This is a genomic window from Mesotoga sp. H07.pep.5.3 (genome assembly GCF_002752615.1).
Lineage (GTDB): Bacteria > Thermotogota > Thermotogae > Petrotogales > Kosmotogaceae > Mesotoga > Mesotoga prima.
The window spans coordinates 365,000-386,103 of the sequence record NZ_AYTV01000025.1; the positions used below are offsets into that span (position 1 = coordinate 365,000).

19 protein-coding genes are annotated in these 21,104 nt (G+C 44.0%); 7 read left to right on the forward strand and 12 right to left on the reverse strand.

Translation table 11 applies throughout. The features are described from left to right. Positions 1 to 2 precede the first annotated feature (2 nt). Positions 3 to 761, reverse strand: a complete 759-nt coding sequence (gene surE / locus V513_RS12800) for a 5'/3'-nucleotidase SurE (RefSeq protein ID WP_099773028.1) — start codon at positions 759 to 761, stop codon at positions 3 to 5. A 97-nt stretch (positions 762 to 858) separates the two neighbouring features. Between surE and V513_RS12805 the strand changes: the two genes are divergently transcribed. After that, a complete protein-coding gene (locus tag V513_RS12805) occupies positions 859 to 1,518 on the forward strand; it encodes an HD domain-containing protein (RefSeq protein ID WP_099773029.1) in 660 nt (219 codons plus the stop codon). A gap of 3 nt (positions 1,519 to 1,521) precedes the next feature. On the opposite strand, the gene V513_RS12810 is transcribed toward V513_RS12805, so the two are convergent. From V513_RS12810 to V513_RS12825, 4 genes are all read right to left on the reverse strand, one after another. Further along, positions 1,522 to 1,791: an acylphosphatase gene (locus V513_RS12810; protein ID WP_099773030.1), complete on the reverse strand. Its 270-nt coding sequence runs from the start codon at positions 1,789 to 1,791 to the stop codon at positions 1,522 to 1,524. Next, positions 1,788 to 2,429 carry a lactate utilization protein gene (locus V513_RS12815; protein ID WP_099773031.1) on the reverse strand — a complete coding sequence of 214 codons (642 nt, stop codon included), beginning with the start codon at positions 2,427 to 2,429 and terminating at the stop codon, positions 1,788 to 1,790. The genes V513_RS12810 and V513_RS12815 overlap by 4 nt, the downstream gene beginning before the upstream one ends. 79 nt (positions 2,430 to 2,508) lie before the next feature. Beyond that, complete coding sequence (locus tag V513_RS12820) at positions 2,509 to 2,859, reverse strand: hypothetical protein (protein ID WP_099773032.1); 351 nt, start codon at positions 2,857 to 2,859, stop codon at positions 2,509 to 2,511. Next, complete coding sequence (locus V513_RS12825; protein ID WP_006487132.1) at positions 2,860 to 3,174, reverse strand: SCP2 sterol-binding domain-containing protein; 315 nt, start codon at positions 3,172 to 3,174, stop codon at positions 2,860 to 2,862. 90 nt (positions 3,175 to 3,264) lie between these two features. Here V513_RS12825 and V513_RS12830 point away from each other — a divergent pair, with 90 nt between their 5' ends. Further along, positions 3,265 to 5,514, forward strand: coding sequence for a glycoside hydrolase family 31 protein (locus V513_RS12830; protein WP_099773033.1), 2,250 nt, complete (start codon positions 3,265 to 3,267; stop codon positions 5,512 to 5,514). On the opposite strand, the gene V513_RS12835 is transcribed toward V513_RS12830, so the two are convergent. Next, positions 5,503 to 7,971 carry a hypothetical protein gene (locus V513_RS12835; protein ID WP_099773034.1) on the reverse strand — a complete coding sequence of 823 codons (2,469 nt, stop codon included), beginning with the start codon at positions 7,969 to 7,971 and terminating at the stop codon, positions 5,503 to 5,505. The two genes, V513_RS12830 and V513_RS12835, sit on opposite strands and share 12 nt — an antisense overlap. Before the next feature lie 120 nt (positions 7,972 to 8,091). Between V513_RS12835 and V513_RS12840 the strand changes: the two genes are divergently transcribed. After that, positions 8,092 to 9,021, forward strand: a complete 930-nt coding sequence (locus V513_RS12840; RefSeq protein WP_099773035.1) for a DMT family transporter — start codon at positions 8,092 to 8,094, stop codon at positions 9,019 to 9,021. After that, positions 9,018 to 11,042 carry a glycoside hydrolase family 13 protein gene (locus tag V513_RS12845; protein ID WP_099773036.1) on the forward strand — a complete coding sequence of 675 codons (2,025 nt, stop codon included), beginning with the start codon at positions 9,018 to 9,020 and terminating at the stop codon, positions 11,040 to 11,042. The genes V513_RS12840 and V513_RS12845 overlap by 4 nt, the downstream gene beginning before the upstream one ends. A gap of 53 nt (positions 11,043 to 11,095) precedes the next feature. Here V513_RS12845 and V513_RS12850 read toward each other — a convergent pair whose 3' ends face one another. The 6 genes from V513_RS12850 to V513_RS12875 form a co-directional block, all read right to left on the reverse strand. Beyond that, a complete protein-coding gene (locus V513_RS12850) occupies positions 11,096 to 12,868 on the reverse strand; it encodes a glycoside hydrolase family 36 protein (protein ID WP_099773037.1) in 1,773 nt (590 codons plus the stop codon). A 197-nt stretch (positions 12,869 to 13,065) separates the two neighbouring features. After that, positions 13,066 to 14,208, reverse strand: coding sequence for a trans-sulfuration enzyme family protein (locus V513_RS12855; protein WP_099773038.1), 1,143 nt, complete (start codon positions 14,206 to 14,208; stop codon positions 13,066 to 13,068). Positions 14,209 to 14,215: 7 nt separating this feature from the next. Beyond that, positions 14,216 to 15,217 (reverse strand): Gfo/Idh/MocA family protein, encoded by a 1,002-nt coding sequence (locus V513_RS12860; RefSeq protein ID WP_099773039.1) that lies wholly within the window; start codon positions 15,215 to 15,217, stop codon positions 14,216 to 14,218. A gap of 73 nt (positions 15,218 to 15,290) precedes the next feature. After that, positions 15,291 to 16,391: a galactokinase gene (galK, locus tag V513_RS12865; protein WP_099773040.1), complete on the reverse strand. Its 1,101-nt coding sequence runs from the start codon at positions 16,389 to 16,391 to the stop codon at positions 15,291 to 15,293. 114 nt (positions 16,392 to 16,505) lie between these two features. Further along, positions 16,506 to 16,745, reverse strand: coding sequence for a glutaredoxin family protein (locus tag V513_RS12870; protein WP_099773041.1), 240 nt, complete (start codon positions 16,743 to 16,745; stop codon positions 16,506 to 16,508). 117 nt (positions 16,746 to 16,862) lie between these two features. Next, positions 16,863 to 18,464: a DUF2207 family protein gene (locus tag V513_RS12875; RefSeq protein WP_099773042.1), complete on the reverse strand. Its 1,602-nt coding sequence runs from the start codon at positions 18,462 to 18,464 to the stop codon at positions 16,863 to 16,865. Positions 18,465 to 18,525: 61 nt separating this feature from the next. Here V513_RS12875 and V513_RS12880 point away from each other — a divergent pair, with 61 nt between their 5' ends. The 3 genes from V513_RS12880 to V513_RS12890 are packed head-to-tail and all read left to right on the forward strand — an operon-like array spanning position 18,526 to position 20,915. Next, complete coding sequence (locus V513_RS12880; protein WP_099773043.1) at positions 18,526 to 19,314, forward strand: HAD-IIA family hydrolase; 789 nt, start codon at positions 18,526 to 18,528, stop codon at positions 19,312 to 19,314. A 24-nt stretch (positions 19,315 to 19,338) separates the two neighbouring features. After that, the gene (locus V513_RS12885) at positions 19,339 to 19,902 is read left to right on the forward strand and encodes a LemA family protein (RefSeq protein WP_006487112.1); all 564 of its coding nucleotides are present in this window, start codon (positions 19,339 to 19,341) and stop codon (positions 19,900 to 19,902) included. 5 nt (positions 19,903 to 19,907) lie between these two features. Beyond that, on the forward strand, positions 19,908 to 20,915 hold the full coding sequence (locus tag V513_RS12890; protein WP_099773044.1) for a M48 family metalloprotease: 1,008 nt from the start codon (positions 19,908 to 19,910) through the stop codon (positions 20,913 to 20,915). The last annotated feature ends 189 nt before the right edge of the window (positions 20,916 to 21,104 follow it).

A 21,104-nucleotide genomic window follows, 5' to 3' on the forward strand; every position in this document is an offset into this window, starting at 1 on the left:
TCTTACCACCCTCTTGAAATCTCTTTCAGTTTCTCAAAGTAATCATTATCTGTCATTATTGCGTGGAGAGGGGTTATCGACACAAATCCAGACTTTACGGCATTATAATCACAGTCGGTTGAGCACTCATCTTCAACTACCTCTCCGAATATCCAGTAGTAGTTATTTCCGTATGGATCCTTTCTCTTTTCGAAATAGTCCTTATATCTTCTTCTGCTCTGTCTCGTCACCTTCCAACCCTTGAGCTCCTCAGATTTGATAGAAGGGACATTTATATTGAGCGCAGTGAAGTCTGGCATCATCTTAACATCAAAGATTCTGAGAAAACTTACCATAAACGTTGCGGCTGTCTCGAATTCCGGATTACTCCAGTCACTACTTGAAACTGCAATCGATGGAGTATCCATTACGGCGCCTTCTAGAGCACCCGAAACCGTTCCCGAATAAAGGACATCTACACCCATGTTCTGACCCTTGTTTACACCACTGATGACTAGATCGATCTTCTTTTCGGAAATTGCCAGAAGTCCAAGTTTGACACAATCGGCAGGCGTACCGTTTATGGCATATCCGATGTTTTTGTTGCCAACTCTTACTTGCTTGGCCCAAAGCGGGGTTCTGATTGTTATTGCATGCCCAGTTGCACTTCTTTCAACGTCTGGAGCAACAACTAGAACATCATGTTCTTCTGAAAGCGCTTCCGCGAGTTTTATAATTCCGGGCGACATTATTCCATCGTCATTTGTAACCAGGATATTCAATATTTGTACCTCCTCTAAACTGTTCGAACTAATCATCTTGTATACTTATTTTACAATATGTGTCGCAACTTTTCTTTTTTACTCAGGGGGGCATCCTGTGGAGTTTGACCGTCTCATCAATTGCATACCGCATATAAAAGAAATTTTGGCCATTGTCGAGAAGGCTTTTGAGAATTACGACGACCCGGCTCATGACATCTCTCATGTTCTACGAGTTACTGAAAGTGCGAGTGAAATAGCCATCCATGAAGGGGCAAACCTCGAAATTGCAGTCATTGCTGCACTTCTTCACGATATTAAACGACCCGAAGAGGATATCACTGGAATGGACCATGCAGAGAGCGGAGCGAAGTATGCATTTCAGCTTCTGAATGAGATGGGCTTCGAATCTCAGTTCACTCTCGAAGTCTCTGAAGCAATTAAGGTACACCGATATTCCTCTGGATTAAACCCTTCCAGCATGACGGCAAAAATACTGCAAGATGCCGATAGACTCGATGCAATAGGTGCTATTGCTGTCGCAAGGGTTTTTTCATTTTCGGGAAAAACGGGAACTCCTCTTCATTCACCAAAGCTCAAGCCAGGTGATTCATACAAAGGGTACTCAAGTACTGCCATTAATCATTTCTTTGAGAAGATATTGAAAATAACTCCGGAGAGTTTCTGGACAAAGACCGCAAAGGAAATCGCAGAAAACCGCTACAGATTTGTCGTGCAATTCGTGGAACAGTTTCTTTCAGAATGGGGTGGGATCTGAACTTCAGTATCTGATTTCAAAGTGCTCGAATCTCATGAAGGGTAGTTCTTCAGTTTCCGTCTTGGCTACATTTGCATACTTAGGGCCCCGATCAATGCTTTCAATAAGGGCCTCAATATCGGGATCTCTCCCAGAGCCAACTACCTCGACGCTCCCATCGGGTTCGTTCCTGACATAGCCAGTTATGCCCAGAGACCTGGCGGTGTACAGGGCGTAATATCTGAAGCCCACTCCCTGTACGCGTCCGTAGACTCTAATTCTTATTGTCCTCATAAGCCCAGTTCTTCACCGACCAGAATAATGGTGTATCTCCAGGGTCTTCTTCTTGAATCAACAATTATTGAGTATATTTCACAAATCCTTTCATCGCTGTCGCAGTCGGTACAGAGACCACTTTCAGCACAGGGAGTATGCAGATTCAATCTCTTAGCGTTCATCGGTGCTATTGATCTTATCCTCTTGATTCCCGCGTCTAAATCGCTGACTACCTTGTTAACTCCAGCAATTAGAATCACTTTGTCGGGCCCGAAGGTAACAGCGGCAGCCCTGTTACCATTTCCATCAAGCAAAAGTATCTCACCACTTTCAGTAATGGCATTTGCACTGCAGAAATAATAATCTGCCTCAAATGCGCTGAGCATGATCCTCTTCTTTTCCTCATTACCAGAAACAGAATCTCTATCAAGAAAGTTGTACTTTCCAGACTTCAGAAGGTCGGATACCCCAGTTTCTATAAGAGTAAGGGAACCTCCCGCACTCACAGTCGCTCCATCAGGGACGAGCTTTGAAACCGCATCTACGACCATCTCTCTATCCTGGAAGTACATGAATTTTATCGCCTTACCCTCGAAAACTTTCGCAAGTCTTTCAGAGAGTTTCTCGTTTTTCCAACACCATAGACTGTTTCTCATAAAGGACTCCTTTCCTAAGAAAAAACTATTCTGATCTGCTATACTTCAGCGGCATCACGCGCCAGCTGCGTTCAATAGACTAAAAGGTAATTATCTCCGCTCCCCTCTCTACATAAGGAGCCAAAGGCACATGGTTCTTCATACTTCCATTTAAGGGAAGACCTTCCTTCTCAACTATCTCAAGCACACCCATCAACTTGGAACAACCATAACAAACGGCCTTGATCAAACCTTTCCTCTTTGCCTCGCTGTAAAGCCCATGTAGAGCATCTGTTTCGTTTACAATTTCCTTCAAGAGACTGGGTGATTCTCCCTCCATCACGATAGACACTTCGATTCCCTTTTCAGACATGTCCAGTGCATTTAGGAGCGCGTGTAAGAAACAAGCTTTCTTGCCTTCAAAGGCAAGTATCATCACTTCAGCCGACATCTATTCACCCCCAAGCAGCTTGTTCAATTTCATTGCGAAAGTCAGATCTCCGGAAATCTTGAGTTTTCCGCTCATAAAAGCAGCAAAAGGATTGACAGCTCCTCCGACAATTCCTTCGAAGGTTTCAAGATCAGTACTTATGGAACAATCTGAAGGTTTGTCTTCCTCGTACACTTCAAGTCTTCCATCCAAGATTTCGACAGCAAATTTTGATGGTTCCCCACCCGCGATGAAAAACATATATGTGCCGCTGATTTCTGAAAGCCTTTCGGCTCTCAGGCTCTTTATCTTACAGACTGCCTCCCTTACGGTCATCGATCTACCTCCAGCTTTCCAAAATACATACAAAGTCTACCATCTTGCTGTACAATGAGAACGATATTTCTAAGAACCGGGGGTGACGAATTGAAGAAACGCTTCTTTCGTTATTTGAATTCTGTTGTTAAGGTCAGTGTTGTGAGAGAGGGAAAGACAAAGCTGAAGAGCGGCGCGGTGATAATTGAACCCGAAGAGGAACTTGACGAGCTGGGTGCATGTCAACTTCTTGGCGTATTAGATCTTGGACAGGCTAGAACATTTATTTCAAGAGCCGGTAATGAGATGAGTGTCGCTGAGAATGACGCCGGTTATGTCGTGAACATCACGCTCCAGAAGAACCAGGCTGTCTTAGGGCTTGGAGAGACAATGGGACCTTTGAACAAAAGAGGCAGTATCTTTGAGATGTACAATACCGACGAACCTGATCACTCGCCATCAAAGAGGAGACTGTATTCATCTCTTCCCGTTTTCCACATTGTTTCCCCCGAAGAGCAGTTCGCTCTTTTTCTTGACCATCCAGGTTATTCGAGTTTTGACATTGGATTTGAAAATAGAGACACAATCAAAATAAGCATTGAGGGGGACGGTTTCGATCTTTTCATTTTCGTTGGGAGTCCTTCTGATACAATTAGACGCATCTTCAAGCTCACAGGGAATCCATTGTTGTTTCCTGCCTGGTCCTTAGGTTACCATCAGTCTAGATGGTCATATGCAAACGAAGAAACGGTTTTAGAGATTGCTGAAAATTTTAGGAGACGCCGCATTCCGTGCGATGCAATTCATTTGGATATTGATTACATGGATGATTTCAAGGTCTTCACGTGGGACAAAAATCGCTTCCCAAATCCTTCTTCCTTGACGGCTAAGCTGTCAAACATGGGGATCAAGACTGTTGCAATAATCGATCCGGGGGTCAAAGCTCAGGACGGATTTGATATTTACGAAGAAGGGCAGAAGAAAGACTTGTTCTGTTTGAGAAAGGACGGTAGCCCATTTAGAGCTGCTGTCTGGCCTGGAGAATCGAGGCTCCCAGATTTTCTAAACTCTACCGCAAGAGAGTGGTGGGGGCAACACTATGATCGTCTTATAAAGAATGGAGTCTCAGGATTCTGGAACGACATGAACGAACCTGCTATCTTTTATACACCGGAATCTCTTTTAGAACTTAAGCTTATGGCCGAAGAGCTTCATGATTCTGGAATCGAAACTGAATTCCTTTTTGGAAGGATTATTTCGAAGAAGAAGTATTACGATCACGGAGTAGACTTCGTTCAAAAGGACGACGATGGGAATACTCATTCTCATAGAGAGGTAAGAAATATCTACGGCTTCAATATGGCTCGTTCCGCATACGAAGGAATCAGGAAGAGCAAGTCTGATCTAAGACCTTTCAACATAACCAGGTCTTCGTATCCTGGAATACAACGTTACGCAGTCCTGTGGACTGGTGACAATGCAAGTCAATGGGAGCAGCTTCTGAATGAGATTAGGCTGGTTCAGTCTATCTCCTTAGCAGGAGTTTGTTTTACCGGATGCGATGTCGGAGGGTTCGGTGACGATTGCTCCGGAGAATTGCTAGTTCGTTGGACTCAGTTTGGGGCTTTTCTACCTTTCTTCAGAAATCATAGCGCCATAGGGACAAGGAATCAGGAACCCTGGGCCTTCGACAAGGAAGTTGAGGAACTTGTAAGGGAAGCGATTGAGCTACGCTATTCTCTTCTTCCATACCTGTATTCGGTACATAAACAATCTGCAAACGGGGAGATGACTATGCTTAGACCGCTCGCTCTGATTTGGCCCGGCGATAGCGAAACGTATAATGCCGACGACCAGTTCATGATCGGTCCTTCGATAATGGTAGCTCCCGTTTATCAAAGAAATTCCGAAGGAAGGCATGTTTATCTTCCAGGCGAAGAGTGGCTTGATCTCAACACCAGAAAAGTGGTCAACAGCGGTCATGCATGGGCAAAAGCACCTCTCGACATCATTCCTTACTTTTTGAAGAAAGACTCGCTCATTGCCATGACGGACGGTCTGCAATTTGTGAAAAGCGGCTCCTGGAAAACTCTGAAGTTCTTGGGCTTTGTTAAAGATAGGGCCGAATTCTACCTATATGAGGATGATGGCCTCACAGAGGCATATAAGAGAGGCGAGTATTCATTAAAAACAATCATAGTTGATAATACTTCAAACGGGATGAAGGTCGAAGTCAAACCCCAAGAAGGTAGCTTCAAGTGTGAAGAAAGAAGGATAGAGTTCGAAATACACGATGGAAGAAAGCTTTATAAAAGATCGATTGTAGATTCCCCGGATGGTTGTGAGTTTCTAATATATTAGCTCAAAATCCAGATAAGGGAGCAGTCTAGTGTTTTCAAGCATGATTCCTGCTCTTATGTGCATGGGATAGGCAGCGTACAGAAACGCTGTTTCAAACTTGTAGATAGCTATTCTCCAGGAGAACCGACTACCGATCAAAAAGTCGATCTTTCCCCCAATACCTTCCTCCGAGAAATGGACAAGATTCATCAGATTGAGACCCCTTCTCGAAATGACATAATCCGAATCCAGGGAAAGGCCGACTACAATGTTAGTGTCGTCTCTAAAGCCCCAAAGTTCCACCGGGACTATGGAAGGCTCTTCCCCGAAAGTAACTCTGGAGTAAATTGTCGAATCTATAGTAAATCCGTGCTTATTCCAATCGAAGTCTACGTTTATTCCAACATCTACGAGATTAGAAGTCGCCGTCTGTGTGTCACGAACATTTATCAGTGTATTGAGCGAGGCCTGACCTCCGTACAGTGCTGAGGAATCCTCAAGGGCCACATTGAGGGAACCGGCAATTCTCAAAGGATACTCAAGCGAAGCTTTCCAACCGAAAGAAAGCTTGGGATTAATCCTGTAGCGCCTGTAAACGTTTAACAAGGCTTTCGGCTCAAGATTGACATATTCGAGCGACAGAGAGAAATCCACCGGCAAATAGTCTTCGCTGAAGAGTTGAAGATTGATTCCGGGCAACATCGTCTCGAAGTCGAACGACACCCCTCCAAGAAGCTTGTTGCGAAAAGTTAGGTCGGAAAATAGCACCGAAATCCCCTTAAAGGGAAGTACCGAAACGAATCTCCAGTCTGAAAAGCCATTGTAAACGACTCCCTCTATTTCTTGAGGAGGACTCAAATTGATTTCTTCGCTCTCCAAACTATAATCGGTTGGTTTTGTGTCGGAGGAGAAGAGCAGCTTCCTTCCCTGAAGCTGGCCTACGGCAATCACCCCGTCTGCAATCATTACTGGTTCCCTAACATATCTTGTGAAGGAGCTCTTTCCGATCATCTCACCTTCAGATGTGACAACATAAACATCGCTGCCGAACTCGTTCTTAACAGAAATTAAAAATCCCTCGGAAGCCCAACCACCAATCGAGAAATCATTCGTAACGTCGAAAAATCCGAGCTTTTCGGTGCTTGAGTTATAAATCGCCAGTGACTTGTCGCCTTTACTGTTAATTCTGAACGCAATTAAACTGCCGTCACGAGATACACTTATATTGTCAATTTGAGTCGAAGGATCAAGTGGCGTGAAGATACTGGTTACCCTTTCCGTTCTCAAAGAAAGAATTTCTATCGAAGGAATGCCGAGATTGTTTCTCACAACAAGAAGCCTATCCTTACCCAAATAATCGATTTCACGAAGATGAGCCGTTCTTGTTCTCTCTAACTTGCCTTCCCTAAAGAAATACAATCTGGTTTCGGATTGCTCCTCTTCAAAGAGGATAAGCGCTATTTCGCTTTCAAAGACTGCGAAATCCACAATCTCCATTGTAGAATTAAATATCTCAACGCCTTCGATGTTGAGAGAATAACATTTCATCTGCCTATCAAGAGAAAGATAGTAAAGTTTCCCGTCATAAATCTTTGGTCTGAAATGATTGACGAATTCGCCAACGCCACGTGAGAATTCGTAAACGAAGGGTATTTCCGCAGTTTCCCATTTCTTGAATTGATATTCTATGAACTCCCCTTTAAGCTCTTCATAGCTTTTTCCATATACCTTCTTTATCGCAAGCTCTATCCCCGTGAGACCAAGAAGTCCCCTCTTCACTTTCACAAGTTCCATTAAACTTTCGATTCCGTAAGTCTCGGAAAGATAAGAAAGAAAAGCATAGCCGTAATTGTAGTAAGACTCTCCGCCTATTCCGCTGAACCCTGTTACTACAGTCTCCTCCGAAAACGGCTCATTTTCCATTAATTGATCTAGCAGAAAAGGCAATCGCCTGTAGTCATACTCGTAAAGATCTCCGATTAGTTCACTTCCCAGTTGAGCAAAGCCTTCAGTAAGCCACATAGGCTGAAGTGCATTGGGCAAATAGGCTTTGGAGACATAGTTTCTCAGTATGTTTCCAAACTCAGTGACCGAAGTGATCTGAAACAGGTGAGTCAGTTCGTGAGTGATCACCTCTTCCAGCCAAAAACCGTCGTTTCTATATGGGTAGTCCATTCCAACTGTCATTAGATAAATCGATTCAAGAACTGGATTTGCCAGCCCATTAGAACGATCTTCATAGCCACCGATGATCACAGTTATCTTCTCTTTAAACGGATTACCAAACAACTCACTTAGAGTATCAAAGGCATCTTCCGCCAACGCCTCAACCTGAAAAATAGAGGAAGCCACTTCTTTATGGTACAAGTATACAAAGTGATCGGACTCATGCTTCAACCAGTCGAGATCCCTAAATGAATACCCGGAAAGAAATGCCGACAATAAGAGAAATGTTATCAAGAAATATCTTCTGAACAAAAAAGCCACCGCCCTCTGAAAACGAAGCACAACTACTATTATTATAGACTATGTGTAGCAGACAACGTTCTCGGGTTGCCGGTTTGTTTTTCCCGGTGATATTATTGATTGAGGTGTTTTATGGCAGAGATAGAAAGGGACAGACTTCTGGCCTATTTTGCTGGCATTGGTTCTTCGGTGATATTTGGTCTTTCCTTCTTGTTTACGAAAAACGCTCTTGAATACACAAATCCGATGTACTTTCTTTCGTACCGGTTTTCAGTCGCTTTCGTGACGATTTCTCTCCTGAGAGCGTTGGGTGTAATCAGAGTAAGGCCATACAAGTCTGTTTTCAAGGATTTGCTTTTGCTCAGTCTTGTTCAACCGGTCATGTACTTCATCTTCGAGAACGTTGGAGTCTCACTATCGACATCGTCCGAAGCTGGTATCCTGCTTTCGACAATTCCGATATTCGTTCTGATATTCGCCAGGGTCTTTCTTAAGGAAAGACTTGCCGCTCCTCAAGTGTTCTCAGTCTTGACCGCGCTACTGGGAATAGTTCTGATAACAGCCGGAAAGGGTCTTTCAGCGGGTGGCAGTGTCCTTGGACCCATCATTCTCTTAGGTAGCACAGTTTCAGCTGCCTTTTACAATATTTTGTCAAGAAAGGCTTCTGTCAGGTTTAAAGCATGGGAAATAACATATCATATGATGACTATGGGTTTCATCTCTTTCACTTTGATCGCTGTGGTAACATCTTTGATAAAAGGAGAGTTCTCTTTCTACATTTTAGGCTTGGGTACACCTCAGGTTGCCATAGCAGCGCTTTATCTGGGCACTTTGTCATCTGTCGGAGCCTTTTTCCTCATCAATTTCATGCTTTCTAAGCTTGAAGCGTCGCGATCAACGGTATTCGTTTATCTGTCGACTGTCGTATCTCTTTTAGCCGGAGTTGTCTTCAGAGGTGAGAGATTCGGTCCACTTCAGGTAATTGGTATATCTCTAATTCTTCTGGGAGTTTGGGGTGCCAATGCCTTGGCGAGAAGAAAAACAAGGGAGGAGTCAAAATGATGTTAGTAAAGAAAATGATGATCATCCTTTTCTTAACGGTTATGACATTAGGATGCGGAGTATCTTTCTTGACCACATCGGAGAGCACACCTTCAGTAGTAGTTGTGGAAAAATCAATGACACTCGAAATGATGAGACTGGAAAACGATTGGTGGACAGCAGAGGTTTCTCTTGAACCTGGTAGATACCGTTACTATTTCACCACAGAGGAATCGAGTTTCCCCGATGAAAGAAACGATGAAAAATCTTACGAGAATGAAAGGGAAATGTCTGTGATGATTGTCGAGGATTTCGAGGTCCTACATGATTCTGTCAGACACAGTGTTGGAGACAGGGATTATTTAAACCCGATAAACCATGATGAATACTATTTTGCAGTCTCGGCTCCGACCGATGTCCCTTTTGAAGCCAAAATCGTAATTGCTGGGGAACGCTACCCGCTTGAATATCTACGGGACTTTGGAAATCAGAGCTTCTACCGTACAGAAAGATTAAGCGTCGAAGAACTTGAATACTACTTCGAAATACAGACCGATTCTGGAGTTGTCTTTCTCGACTCTCTTGGACTCTGCAGAAAGCCCCGAATTCCCTACTGTTTTTCGAAAGAGAGCCTTCCGATTTCCTACTTCGACCTCCCTGATTGGTCAAAGGGAGCAATATACTATCAGATATTCCCGGAGAGATTTGCCAATGGAGACCCGAGAAATGATCCGCCAAACGTTCAGGAATGGAATGCCGATCCCGATTACGCAAATCTTGGAGGAGACGGTTTCTTTGGTGGCGATCTCAAAGGGATTTTGGATCATTTCGATCACTTACTTGAACTGGGGGTAGATGCAATATACCTCAATCCCATTTTTGAGAGCCCCTCAAGCCATAAATATGACACCGAAGACTATCTGAAAATCGATGACAATTTCGGAGACGACCAGCTCTTCGAGGAACTTCTAACCGCTGTCAATGACAGCGACGTAAAAATCATTCTCGACGGAGTGTTTAATCACACTGGATATGACTTTTTCGCCTTTAAGGATCTAAGAGAAAGGGGAGAAGAATCTCCCTATGTTGACTGGTATTTTGTGAAACGCTTTCCGATAAGAAAAGTTCAGGACAGGGCAATGACATATGTTGGGTGGAACGGCTACGCATATATGCCGAAAATAAACGCTCTTAACAAAGAGTGGCAATCATACGTTGAGAAACTGGTAAGGAAATACGATTGCGCTGGAATTGGCGGTTGGCGTTTGGACGTCGCAACAGAAGTAGACCCACTATTCTGGACCGACTTTTTCAGACCGCTTCTGAAGAGCTTAGACGATGAGATGATACTTGTCGCTGAGTTTTGGGGTGACGCTAGATCTCTGCTAAGAGGTAAGAGTTTCGATTCTGTCATGAATTATCCTTTCAAGGATGCTGTTGTAGAATACGTGTTCAGAGCCGGAAATTCCGCAGCTAAGTTTGCTGCTATGACAAATCTGTACCTGAATGCTTATCCGCCCCAGACTCTTCATTCTCTATGGAATATTCTCAACAGTCACGATACCGAAAGAATCCTGACTCTTGCTTTCAATCAGATCGACCTTATGAAGGTCGCTGTGGCGCTCCAGATGACGTTCATTGGCAGTCCAGTGATCTACTATGGAGATGAGATAGGAATGAAAGGAGGTCGTGACCCTGAAAACAGAGCGCCAATGATCTGGGATGAAGAGCGCTGGAATCATGATGTTCACGATTTCTATAAGGCTTTGTTAGATCTTAGAAGATCGCACGAATCGATCCGCACTGGCGAGTATGAGGTCATTGCCGCTGAAGGACCAGTTTTCTCTTTTAGAAGATGGAAGGCCACTGACGAAGTAATAGTAATAACCAATCCCTCACGAGAGGCTGCATTCTTCAGCCCTTCGATGGAAGGTGAATTCACAGAATACTTGACTGGAGAGACTATTTCATTTTTTGGTGGGGAGATCAAAGTCCCTCCCCTAACGGTGTGGATTCTTACTCCAAGAGACAGCGATAATTGATTTCATTTGAAGTTCGCGGTATTTTCCCGTTGTGACTTTATGTAATTTTCGTACTAGATATCACATGAATCACTTTTTGCTATCCATATGCTCCTTGGTGGAAGCTCGACTTCCTTAACCGGAGGCTTAACCCCTGACCAATTTTCATACATCTCTTTGAGCTTTATTGAGTGTCTAGGCGTGTCAGTAAGATTGACAAGTGAAGTCACATTGCAGTAATTGGCCTTTCTAGTGCAAGTAGCAAAAACACTATTCATTCCGTCAAGGAAGACACGAGGTTCTCCTCCTTTTAGCATTATCGCTTCTTTTAGAAGTGAGATCCCCTGTGAATCTACCAGTTCCATATCGTCGCTGTTTATCATCATTCCATCAAGCAGTCCCACGGACAAGGCAAAGATCCTCTTCTCTTCTTCAGTCATTTCGCATTTTCTCAATATGACCGTGTCGGGATCGTTAAGCCAAAGTCTTCTATGCATAAATGCTCTTGTATAAGCATTTCTTAGTGAAAACCTTGCACTGGGAATACCGATATCCATAGCTTCACCGTTCCATTGTGGAGAGGTATCAGATCCAATCCTCATACCATCCACAAATCCTACCGAAGGAAGAAGCGGCGCGCCACAACCAAGAATGAAGCAATCTTTTCCGGCGGCATCTCTTATAGTCTTCATGCCTATTCTATAAGCCTCGATCGGACCGCAGCCCTCTCTGTATCTCCTTCCGGGAATGGCTCCGGCGAAAAGAAAGTCAATCTTCAGATAATCAAAACCAGATCTCCTTATCGAGACAATCAAATCTCTCAGGTGATCAAGCACCTCGGGATTCGTAGTATCCAGGGAAAATATCTTCTTTCCCCAGTTCCTGTAGGCAATTCTCGGTGAGCCGTCTTCGTTTCTCACGAACCAATCCTGATGTTCCCTGAAGACTTTCGAAGTTTCAGACGCAGAAAACGGTGCAATCCAGAGACCCGCCGAAAATTTCCTCTTTCTTATTTCGGAAGCGATTTCCTTCAATTCAGGAAATTTGGAGTTTGTTTCGAGCCAATCACCAATATCCTCCTGGTATCCGTCATCAAGCTGAACCAGTCTATAATCGATTTTCTCTCGATCTCTAATTTCCGCGAGCAGCCGAATATTCTTCGATAGTTGTTCGAAGGTAATATCGGAGAAGTAGTGATACCAACTACACCACCCGACACCGCTGAAATCGTTGAACTCAACCTTGTTGCTTTTCTTGATAAGACTTGCATAATTCTCCAACATACTCCACAAGCTGTCTTTGACAAAAATCACCATCTTCTCTAGCTGAACTGATTCACCTGGAGTTAGCTCAACCCCAAACAGATCTGCCGAGCCGCGGATGACGCACTGATCGTCGTTCCAGAGAAAGTATTGATGCGAGAATCTGCTGGATAGGAATCCAACAACCAACTCATCAGTGGCAATGAAGTAATCGCTCGGTCTTCTTCCCTCCCTCAAGATTTCGGGAATTGGTGTTGCTGAGAAGAGACTTATCTCGTGTGAATCGGCGTACTGAACGAAAGGATCCACAATCGGTTGTTCCCAGTAAGCCTTGAACGGTAGCCATGATTGCCAACCATTGTAATATACGGGTTCGCTAACGTCCTCTATTTCAAGAAGATCTATCTTTCCGACTTTCTTCGGAGCATCAGATCTATTCACTACTGAAATCTGGAGGAGAATCCCCGTCGAATCGGTAAGTCTCTCGAAGTCGTATATATAAACAAAATTGCCAGCCTCCATTTTGAATTCCTTTCTGTCCGCCAGAAGGAACTCCTCGATACTAGAGACCCTTATTTTCAGCACTTCATATCACCTCACAGCTTGTTGACAATTATAGACGGGTGAAGAAGTAAGTTGAATCGCAGTCTAACCAGCAGCTTCAAAAGGAAAGCCGTTTATAATCTTATTCCTATCTTTCAGTTTTCTTTGCTTCTTCTCACGCTCAGTTCCTTTCTTTCTCAGTTTCGGATCTTTCCCGCAAAAAGTCGCAACGAGACCGACTAAATTCCCTTCATAGCGAAATCTAGGTCGGACAGAAGATCCTCTAGATCCTCAATACCAACAGAGAGTCTTACGCCTCCTTCTAAGAGACCTGCATCGCGAAGCTGCTCGGCAGACAATGAGGCATGACTTGTCAAAACAGGAATGGTTGCAAGAGACTCAACACCGGCAAGACTCGTAGCTTCAAGGAACAACTTGCTCCTTCTTATGAACGATTTAGCTGCACTCAAACTTTCCAGTTCGAGATAAACTACGCCTCCAAATCCCCTGCATTCAGAGAAACAGGCCGGTAGGCTTGCCTTCAACGAAGGATAGGAAACCCGAAGTACTTTTGGACTGTTCGAAAGAAAGACAGCCACTTCTCTTGCATTTCTGTTGTGCAACTCCATGCGCGGACCAAGAGTTTTCACTCCACGGCCAACCAAAAAAGCGTCGAACGGCGCTCCGTTTGTACCCAGTTTAATCATTGCCTTTCTTACCCTTTTTTCCAGCTCACAGTCTTTGAAGGCGGCGAACCCTGCAATGACATCTGAATGGCCGTTCACATACTTAGACAGACTCTGAACATCTATGTCTGCTCCGTATTCGAGGGGCCTGAAATTATACGGGGATAAGAAAGTGTTGTCTACCACGAGAAGAGCTTCTTTTTCGCTCGTAATACGAGCTATTCCTTCAATGTCTGAAAGCATCAAATCGGGATTCGACATCGACTCGACATATACAATGCCTGTCTTATTGTCAATAAGATCTTCCAGATCCTTCATTTGCGAATGATCAAATCTCCTTATCTCAATTCCCATTCCCGGCAGATCGGAGATAAGGCTTTGCGTTCCTCCATAGATATTTCTCGAGATCACCAGGTTCATTCCGGATTTGAGAATGGACAGAAAAACAGTAGTTATGGCACCCATTCCAGATGAGAAGAAGACGCCGCCAGTTCCGCCGAACAGATCCGATAGCTTTCTTTCTACGACTCCAATAGAGGGATTTCCAACCCTTGTGTAAAGAACTTCCGAGCTTTCGTCCATGTACTTCACGTCATCTGCCAAGAAGTTAGATGTTTGAAAGATGGGTGTGCTAACCGCATCGTTTATCTTTTTCTCTTCACCAGCGTGAATTGCTCTTGTGTTGAATCCCCGCATATATATCTCAGCTTTCGTTTAGCAAAGAGTCAACTCTTACAACTCTCTTCTCTTTTGCGGAAATGAGTCCCGCTTCTATGGTGGCAAGATCCATAACTGCCTCTTCAACTGATCCCAGAGAGTTAATCTGACCCTCTAACACCCTGTGAAAATCAGTAAACTCTTCGGCAAAACCATCTGTTTTATTAAGAAAGAGTTTCTCCCTGTCGCTGGAATATATCTCAAGAGTAGCTTCGTCTTTGTCAACTTGGACTATTCCTTCTGTGCAGACTATTTCAAATCTATTTAGAGAAGCGGGGGCGCCATAGACGACGGAATAGTTACCAATCACATTGGAACCCAGAGTCATATTGAAGACCGCGGAGTTTTCAGCACCAAGATAGTCGAAATTCTTCTCCGAAAAGCCGCTTACTTCCTCAACGTTACCAAGAATCTTGCGAAGCGCGGCCACATCATGTACCCCTCCATCAGAGATGAATCCACCGATGTGCTGAGGCGTCTGCCTCCACTTAGTCTGAACGTATTTGTTGTCCTGCCCGAAATCTACCCACTTCAACCAGCTGAATGCCAGAGGCTTGCCAAGTCTTCCCTCCTTGATAAGTATTTCGGCCTTTCTGTAAACCTCGATATGCCTGTAATTCTCCGCTATATAAATGGGAGTATTACCTGGAAGATGCAACAATCGGATGGCTTCCTTAGTAGTGGCTGCTACTGGCTTCTCACAGATAACCGGCTTGTTTGCCTTTCTTGCCGCCTCAATCATTTGTGGATTCAAAGCAATTGGAACTGCAAGCACAACAGCGTCCACAACATCAGAATTCAGCATTTCTTCATACGAATCAAAGACCTCAACATCGCCACCAGCTATTTTGGCAAATTCCTCAGCCTTTTTTCTAGTCCTGCTGTTCACGGCCGTAATCTTGAATAACTCGGTCAGTCTTCTCAACGCGGGCAGATGGAGCTCCCTAGATGCTATTCCGGCACCCACAATACCCAAATTGACTTTCATGCAACTCCTCCTTAGAAAGAACTACAAAGAGATGGATGGAATAGTACTCTCTGCTCGACTGTCCAAACACATACTAAAGCGAGAAGGTGGCATCCACTTCTCTCGCTCCATCTGATGGTCTTACTTCATAAGAGTCGAGATCAATTCCAAATCTCTCTTTGTATCTGATTTTCATGACTTCAACTATTTTTTTCATCTCAATCTTTTCACATAAAGCGAGTACCGAACCGCCGAATCCTGCTCCTATCATTCTTGCACCGGAGACACCTCCAATTTCTCGTAGAGTGTCAACGATAAAATCAGTCTCTTCGCAAGTTACTTCATAATCAAGAGCCAGTGATTCGTGGGACTGAATCAATATTCGGCCGAGATTCTCGAAATTCGAGTTCGACATCATCTTCATGGCTTCTAGAACCCTCATATTCTCAGAAACAACATGTAGCGCTCTTCTGTAGTATAGATCACCAAGTTTACCTCTGTTAGGGAAGAGATCAATCATGGAGACCTCTCGATAACTGTTCTTCCCGAGTATTTCGAGAGCCTTATTTGCTTCGGCCCTTCGAGTATTGTAGTTACCACTGGAGAGAGAATGATGAACCTTGGAGTCGAATACGACAAATGTGTATTCACCGAGCTCTAACGGTACATATTCGTGGCGCATCTCGAGAGTGTCTAGGAAGATTGCCGTGTCCTTCTTCCCCATCACGGCTGCAAACTGATCCATAATTCCACACTGGACACCGACAAACTCATTTTCGGCCTGCTGAGCAAAACTGTAAAGTTCTTTGTCCCCCAGTTTAAGTTCATACACCGAATTCAACGCTAGAATAAGAGCAACTTCAAGAGCAGCTGAGCTTGAGAGGCCGGCACCTTCAGGGATGCTAGAGCTGATTTTGATCTTCATCCCTCCAAAGTCAACACCAAGGTTATCCTTCAAAACCCAGAAAACTCCTTTTAGATAGTCACTCCAGTCGCCGGTCTTTTCTATGCTTTCCTCCCGAAATGAGACTGGCTCCCTTCCAGCAGAACTCAAAGCAATGACGCTCTCGTCTGTCCGCTCAATCGACAGTAATACATATTTGTCAATCGCGACAGGCATGACGAATCCCTGGTTATAGTCGGTGTGTTCACCAATGACATTAACTCTACCGGGCGCAACAAAATACCTCTTCAACACAACACCTCCAACATCGCACATATGTCTTTTTGTCCTATATTGAGAGAATAGCACTACCCCGGTAAAAAAACAAAGCGGGCCTAAGCCCGCAGATGGTCTGATGATTTAACCTTAGTGGATTCCCAGCAAATTATCTATCCTATTCTTATCGAACCCGACTATTACCTGACTGCCAATAGTTATGACTGGAACACCCATCTGTCCGCTCTTCTTTACCATCTCTTCTGCTTTAGCTCTATCTTTGCTCACATCGTAGTCCTTGAAAGGAATCCCATTGGTTCTGAAATAGTCCTTTGCTCTCTTACACCAAGGACAAGACGGTGTGGAATACACAGTTACCTTTGCGTTCATTTGATTTTTCACCTCCATTACCCCCGAGGGGTATCATAAACTAATTATAAAGGATTAGAATTTCAATTGTCAACCCTGTTCACTTTCGGGTTAATCAACTCAAATTCAATGTGGGAATCAAGGTCTCACCTTGTTAAAAATCATCTCAAGTCTTTGTAGCTGGCGCAGCAAAGTGAGCTGTTGATCAGATACTCTCTTCTTGTTGGAAATAAGGTCCTGTAGGTGACCAAGAGCAACTAGCTTTGCAATGTCATCATTAGTCCATGACTGTTTTGAAAGAAGCTCCTTCTCGGTTTTTTTCCATTCCATGTAGAACAACCTTCCAGAAGGCGTCCACCGAGCAAAAATATTCTTTGGAAGAACGAGAAGTAGCCAGCCGAGACACCAATCGGCGTAAAGGACTATTGAAATCGCCAGCGATTCGTCGGGGAAGGAGAGATAAACTTGCCAGTTTCCAAAGACGAATTTCAATATCAGTGACCATATTATTAGATACAAGATAGAAAACACAGACATTACAGTTGAACCCAGATACTCATAAAATCGCCCCGACTTTACCACACGCATAGCATGCTTCCGCCAGAAACCGTATTGTTCTTTGAACTCGTCAAACGAAAAGGCGTCGCTCTCTGCATCAGGGATCTCTATCGATCCATCCTCATTTCTTCTAAGAGATTTCAGCGTCTGCAAAGCCCATTTTTGCTGTGTCGGAATTCCTTTTTCACTTGTTTCGAGAGAAATTGTGTTCTCACCAATCTGTATCTCCCCACTGTTATGCATCTCCATAATCGTAGATAGAAACCCGTTATGATCAATTTCCTGAAAGGGATTCTTGATTACAGCATTGAGAAGGTAACCCGGCACATCGTAGAGTCTGTAGCCTATTTCAGACTTCACCTGTGGTTCGATCCCGAAAAGTATGAATGTGAAGAAGATCACGAAGAAGGGAACTGCTATTTGGAAGCCAATCAAACCAGAAAGGAAGGCTTGCTGGAACATAGCGGATTCATGTTCCTTACGCAATGCACTTTTACTTATAGTTGTATTGACCGCATTTGGCATCGTATTAGCAATGCTCTTCGGAAATGAGATCTTGATTTCGCCAGAAGCATTTGAAAGGACCGACTTCATTTGCAGTTTGACAAGGTTTCCTTCGATTTCAAAACTCGCTTCCTTAAATGGTCTAACAGAAATATCATCCTCTGTAAGTCTCGAAATTATCGTTTCTGGAAGCTCCATAGCGAGAGAAATATCCCTTGTCATAGCGTCGGAATTCGGTTCCCAGAATCTATAGCTTAACACAGCTATATCCGAACCCACCTCAACGACTCCCGAAATAACGTATTCGGTACTCATGACAAACTCACTCACTTCCTGTTCAAGGAAGATCCTGGCGTCAAAACCTCCCGGAGAAGAGGAGATCTCTTTCACAAATCCAGCATCATTAGGAATTTCAACCGAATAAGACTTCAGAACCGAAGGGTAAGATAGGTGTAGTTTTTTGGATGCCGTGCGATTATTGCGGGAAAGTATGTAAACAGAAAGCTCTTCAACGTGAAGATCACCTTGTTCGTCGAGCTTTGCATTTATCTCGACTGAATCTATTTTGTAAGGGGCAGATTCTCTCCAGAATCCGTTACCCAGGGCAATGAATATGAAGAAGCCGCTTACTATCATGAATATTATAAAGAAGTACTTTCTTTCGAATTTCCTTTTCATTTCATCTCACCCTTTGTATTATACTCTGCTTATGAAAACAACCTGAAAAATGGAGGAAGAGATGCTGACAAACAAACGGCTCTTCGTTTCGGATATGGACGGAACATTCTACCTTGGCGACGGACTTCTTAAGGGCAGTCTTGAATTTGCCAATGCTGTTCATCGTCTCGGTTCCAAACTCGTGTTTCTAACCAACAATTCATCACGCACACCTGAAGAATATATCAGAAAACTTACCAAATTGGGAGTTGATAGGACTCTTTTCGAAGTCTATACCTCCGGCGAAGCTACCATAAGCTTCTTGAAGCGAGATTTTCCAAATAAGAGAGTATTTCTGCTCTCAACGCCGTCGGTAAGGGAAATGTTCAGAAAAAGTGGAGTGAACTTAGACGATAATTCCCCGGAGTTATTAGTTCTTGCATACGATACGACAATAAACTATGAGAGGATCCGGAAAGCTGCTCTCTTCATAAGGCAAGGCATTCCTTTCATAGCGACTCACCCAGATGTCAACTGCCCCACGGAGGATGGACCGGTACCTGATGTTGGAAGCTTCTTGAGCCTTTTCGAAGCTTCCACAGGTCGTCGGCCCGATAACATTATAGGCAAGCCGGATCCGACTATACTGAAAATGGTGATGGATGACTTTGGCTACGGTCCGGAGGAAACAGTGATGATTGGAGATAGAATTTACACGGACATCGAGTGCGGTCTTAGTGCCGGGGTAGACACATATCTCGTTTTGTCTGGAGAAACAACAGCGGACATGGTACCTGATTCACATAGTTACGAAGTTGTCAATAACATTGGATCGATCATAGAGATAATTGAAAGAGGCAATACTGTATAATAGCCATACGTTGGAGGTGGTTGAATGGTCATTCTTTTCATTGTAATTGGAATTATTGTTGTCTTGGCTCTTTGGCTCATCGGGGTTTACAACAATTTAGTCACCCTGAAGAAGAGAGTAGAGAATGCTTGGTCGCAGATCGATGTTCAGCTCAAGAGAAGACATGATCTGATTCCGAACCTTGTCAACTCAGTGAAGGGCTACATGAAATTCGAGCAGGAAACCCTGGACAAAGTAATTCAAGCAAGAGCAAAGGCCGTGTCCGCTCAAGGAGTTGGAGATAGGATCAAGGCCGAGCAGGAACTTGGCGGTGTGCTTGGTAGACTGCTTGCCATAGCCGAAAACTACCCTGATCTTAAGGCGAACGCTAATGTCTCACAACTGATGGAAGAACTAACTGCTACGGAGAACAAAATCTCTTACGCAAGGCAGTTCTTCAATGATTCTGCTACCAAGTTCAATACAAAAATCGAGATCTTCCCTAACAATCTCATCGTAGGCTTCTTTGGAGGAAAGTTTGAGCAGTTTCCGTTATTTGAAGTTACTGAAGCCGAACGAGAAACACCCAACGTAGATATTAACTTCTGAGAGTTATGTCTTTCACCGTAGATTTCTACGAAGAAAGCAGGAAAAATGTCAGGAAGACCATCGTCCTTGTGATGGTCTTCCTTGCTATGATGATTGCCTTCGGTTTGATCATCGATCTGATATTTGGGATATTGCCTGTCTTCACTTTTGTTTTTCTTGCCATTGCTCTCGTACAGACTTTGATCTCGCTCTCTTCTGGAAAGGATATTGTTCTTAAATCGGTGAAGGCTCGTGAAGCAAGAACAGACGATCCCGAAGAGCGGCAGTTAAGAAATATTGTTGACGAACTTTCCCTGGCGGCGGGAATGGCAAAGCCACCCGAAATCTACGTGATAGACGACGACTCAGTGATCAACGCTTTTGCCACTGGTAGGAAGCAGGAAAACTCGGTAGTATGTGTGACTACAGGTCTCTTGAAGAGTCTTGATCGTGAAGAGACTTCCGGTGTAATCGGCCACGAGTTGAGCCACATAGTAAATAGAGACATTTTACTCATGACTCTAATTTCCGCGCTTCTTGGTGCAGTGGTTATCGTTCAATCGCTAGCCTTTCGGGCTTTGATTGCTCATCTTAGATTTGGAGCGATCAGTGCAACATCAAGGACAAAACGTTCCTCAAAGAAAAATGACAATTCGGCCCTCGCGATAATCGCCTTTCTTGCCGCGGTCGCAGGGCTAGGAGCGTTATTCTCGTTCATAGGAAGGCTTTCTCTCCTCGCGGTATCTAGAACGAGGGAGTACTTTGCAGATGCGCGGGCCGTTGAGCTGACCAGAAATCCCTCGGGACTTTCCAGAGCTTTGAGAAAAATCGTTACCAGTTCTGCGAAGCTTCAAACCGCCAATGTAGCAACAGCTCATCTGTTTATCTCCGATCCTTTGAAGAGAAGGATAAACAACAAGAGCTCCTTTTTTGCATCTTTGTGGAGTACACATCCTCCTATCGCAATGAGAATTTCAATCCTTGAAAACAGATCTTTGAAAGAGATTGAGGATGAACTCTCCGACTACATCTGACCGTCCATGACTCTCCAATGAATTCACTCAAGCGATGAGTTAGAGGAAACGAACCTGTAACTTGACAATAGGAAGTGGTACTGGTAGTATAGGAATTGCTGACGCGAAGTTAGCGTTAGCGGGAAAGACGAGCGAGAAGGAAGGGTCATTGAAAAATGGATAGCAATCCAGCGAGTTTCAAAAGAATGA

Excerpts from the sequence above, each read along its gene's own strand:
- V513_RS12810 (WP_099773030.1), bottom strand. The coding sequence starts at position 1,791 with ATGAGGACAATAAGAATTAGAGTCTACGGACGCGTACAGGGAGTGGGC.
- V513_RS12815 (WP_099773031.1), bottom strand. The coding sequence starts at position 2,429 with ATGAGAAACAGTCTATGGTGTTGGAAAAACGAGAAACTCTCTGAAAGA.
- V513_RS12820 (WP_099773032.1), bottom strand. The coding sequence starts at position 2,859 with ATGTCGGCTGAAGTGATGATACTTGCCTTTGAAGGCAAGAAAGCTTGT.
- V513_RS12825 (WP_006487132.1), bottom strand. The coding sequence starts at position 3,174 with ATGACCGTAAGGGAGGCAGTCTGTAAGATAAAGAGCCTGAGAGCCGAA.
- V513_RS12840 (WP_099773035.1), top strand. The coding sequence starts at position 8,092 with ATGGCAGAGATAGAAAGGGACAGACTTCTGGCCTATTTTGCTGGCATT.
- V513_RS12845 (WP_099773036.1), top strand. The coding sequence starts at position 9,018 with ATGATGTTAGTAAAGAAAATGATGATCATCCTTTTCTTAACGGTTATG.
- V513_RS12855 (WP_099773038.1), bottom strand. The coding sequence starts at position 14,208 with ATGCGGGGATTCAACACAAGAGCAATTCACGCTGGTGAAGAGAAAAAG.
- V513_RS12860 (WP_099773039.1), bottom strand. The coding sequence starts at position 15,217 with ATGAAAGTCAATTTGGGTATTGTGGGTGCCGGAATAGCATCTAGGGAG.
- V513_RS12870 (WP_099773041.1), bottom strand. The coding sequence starts at position 16,745 with ATGAACGCAAAGGTAACTGTGTATTCCACACCGTCTTGTCCTTGGTGT.
- V513_RS12875 (WP_099773042.1), bottom strand. The coding sequence starts at position 18,464 with ATGAAAAGGAAATTCGAAAGAAAGTACTTCTTTATAATATTCATGATA.
- V513_RS12880 (WP_099773043.1), top strand. The coding sequence starts at position 18,526 with ATGCTGACAAACAAACGGCTCTTCGTTTCGGATATGGACGGAACATTC.
- V513_RS12885 (WP_006487112.1), top strand. The coding sequence starts at position 19,339 with ATGGTCATTCTTTTCATTGTAATTGGAATTATTGTTGTCTTGGCTCTT.
- V513_RS12890 (WP_099773044.1), top strand. The coding sequence starts at position 19,908 with ATGTCTTTCACCGTAGATTTCTACGAAGAAAGCAGGAAAAATGTCAGG.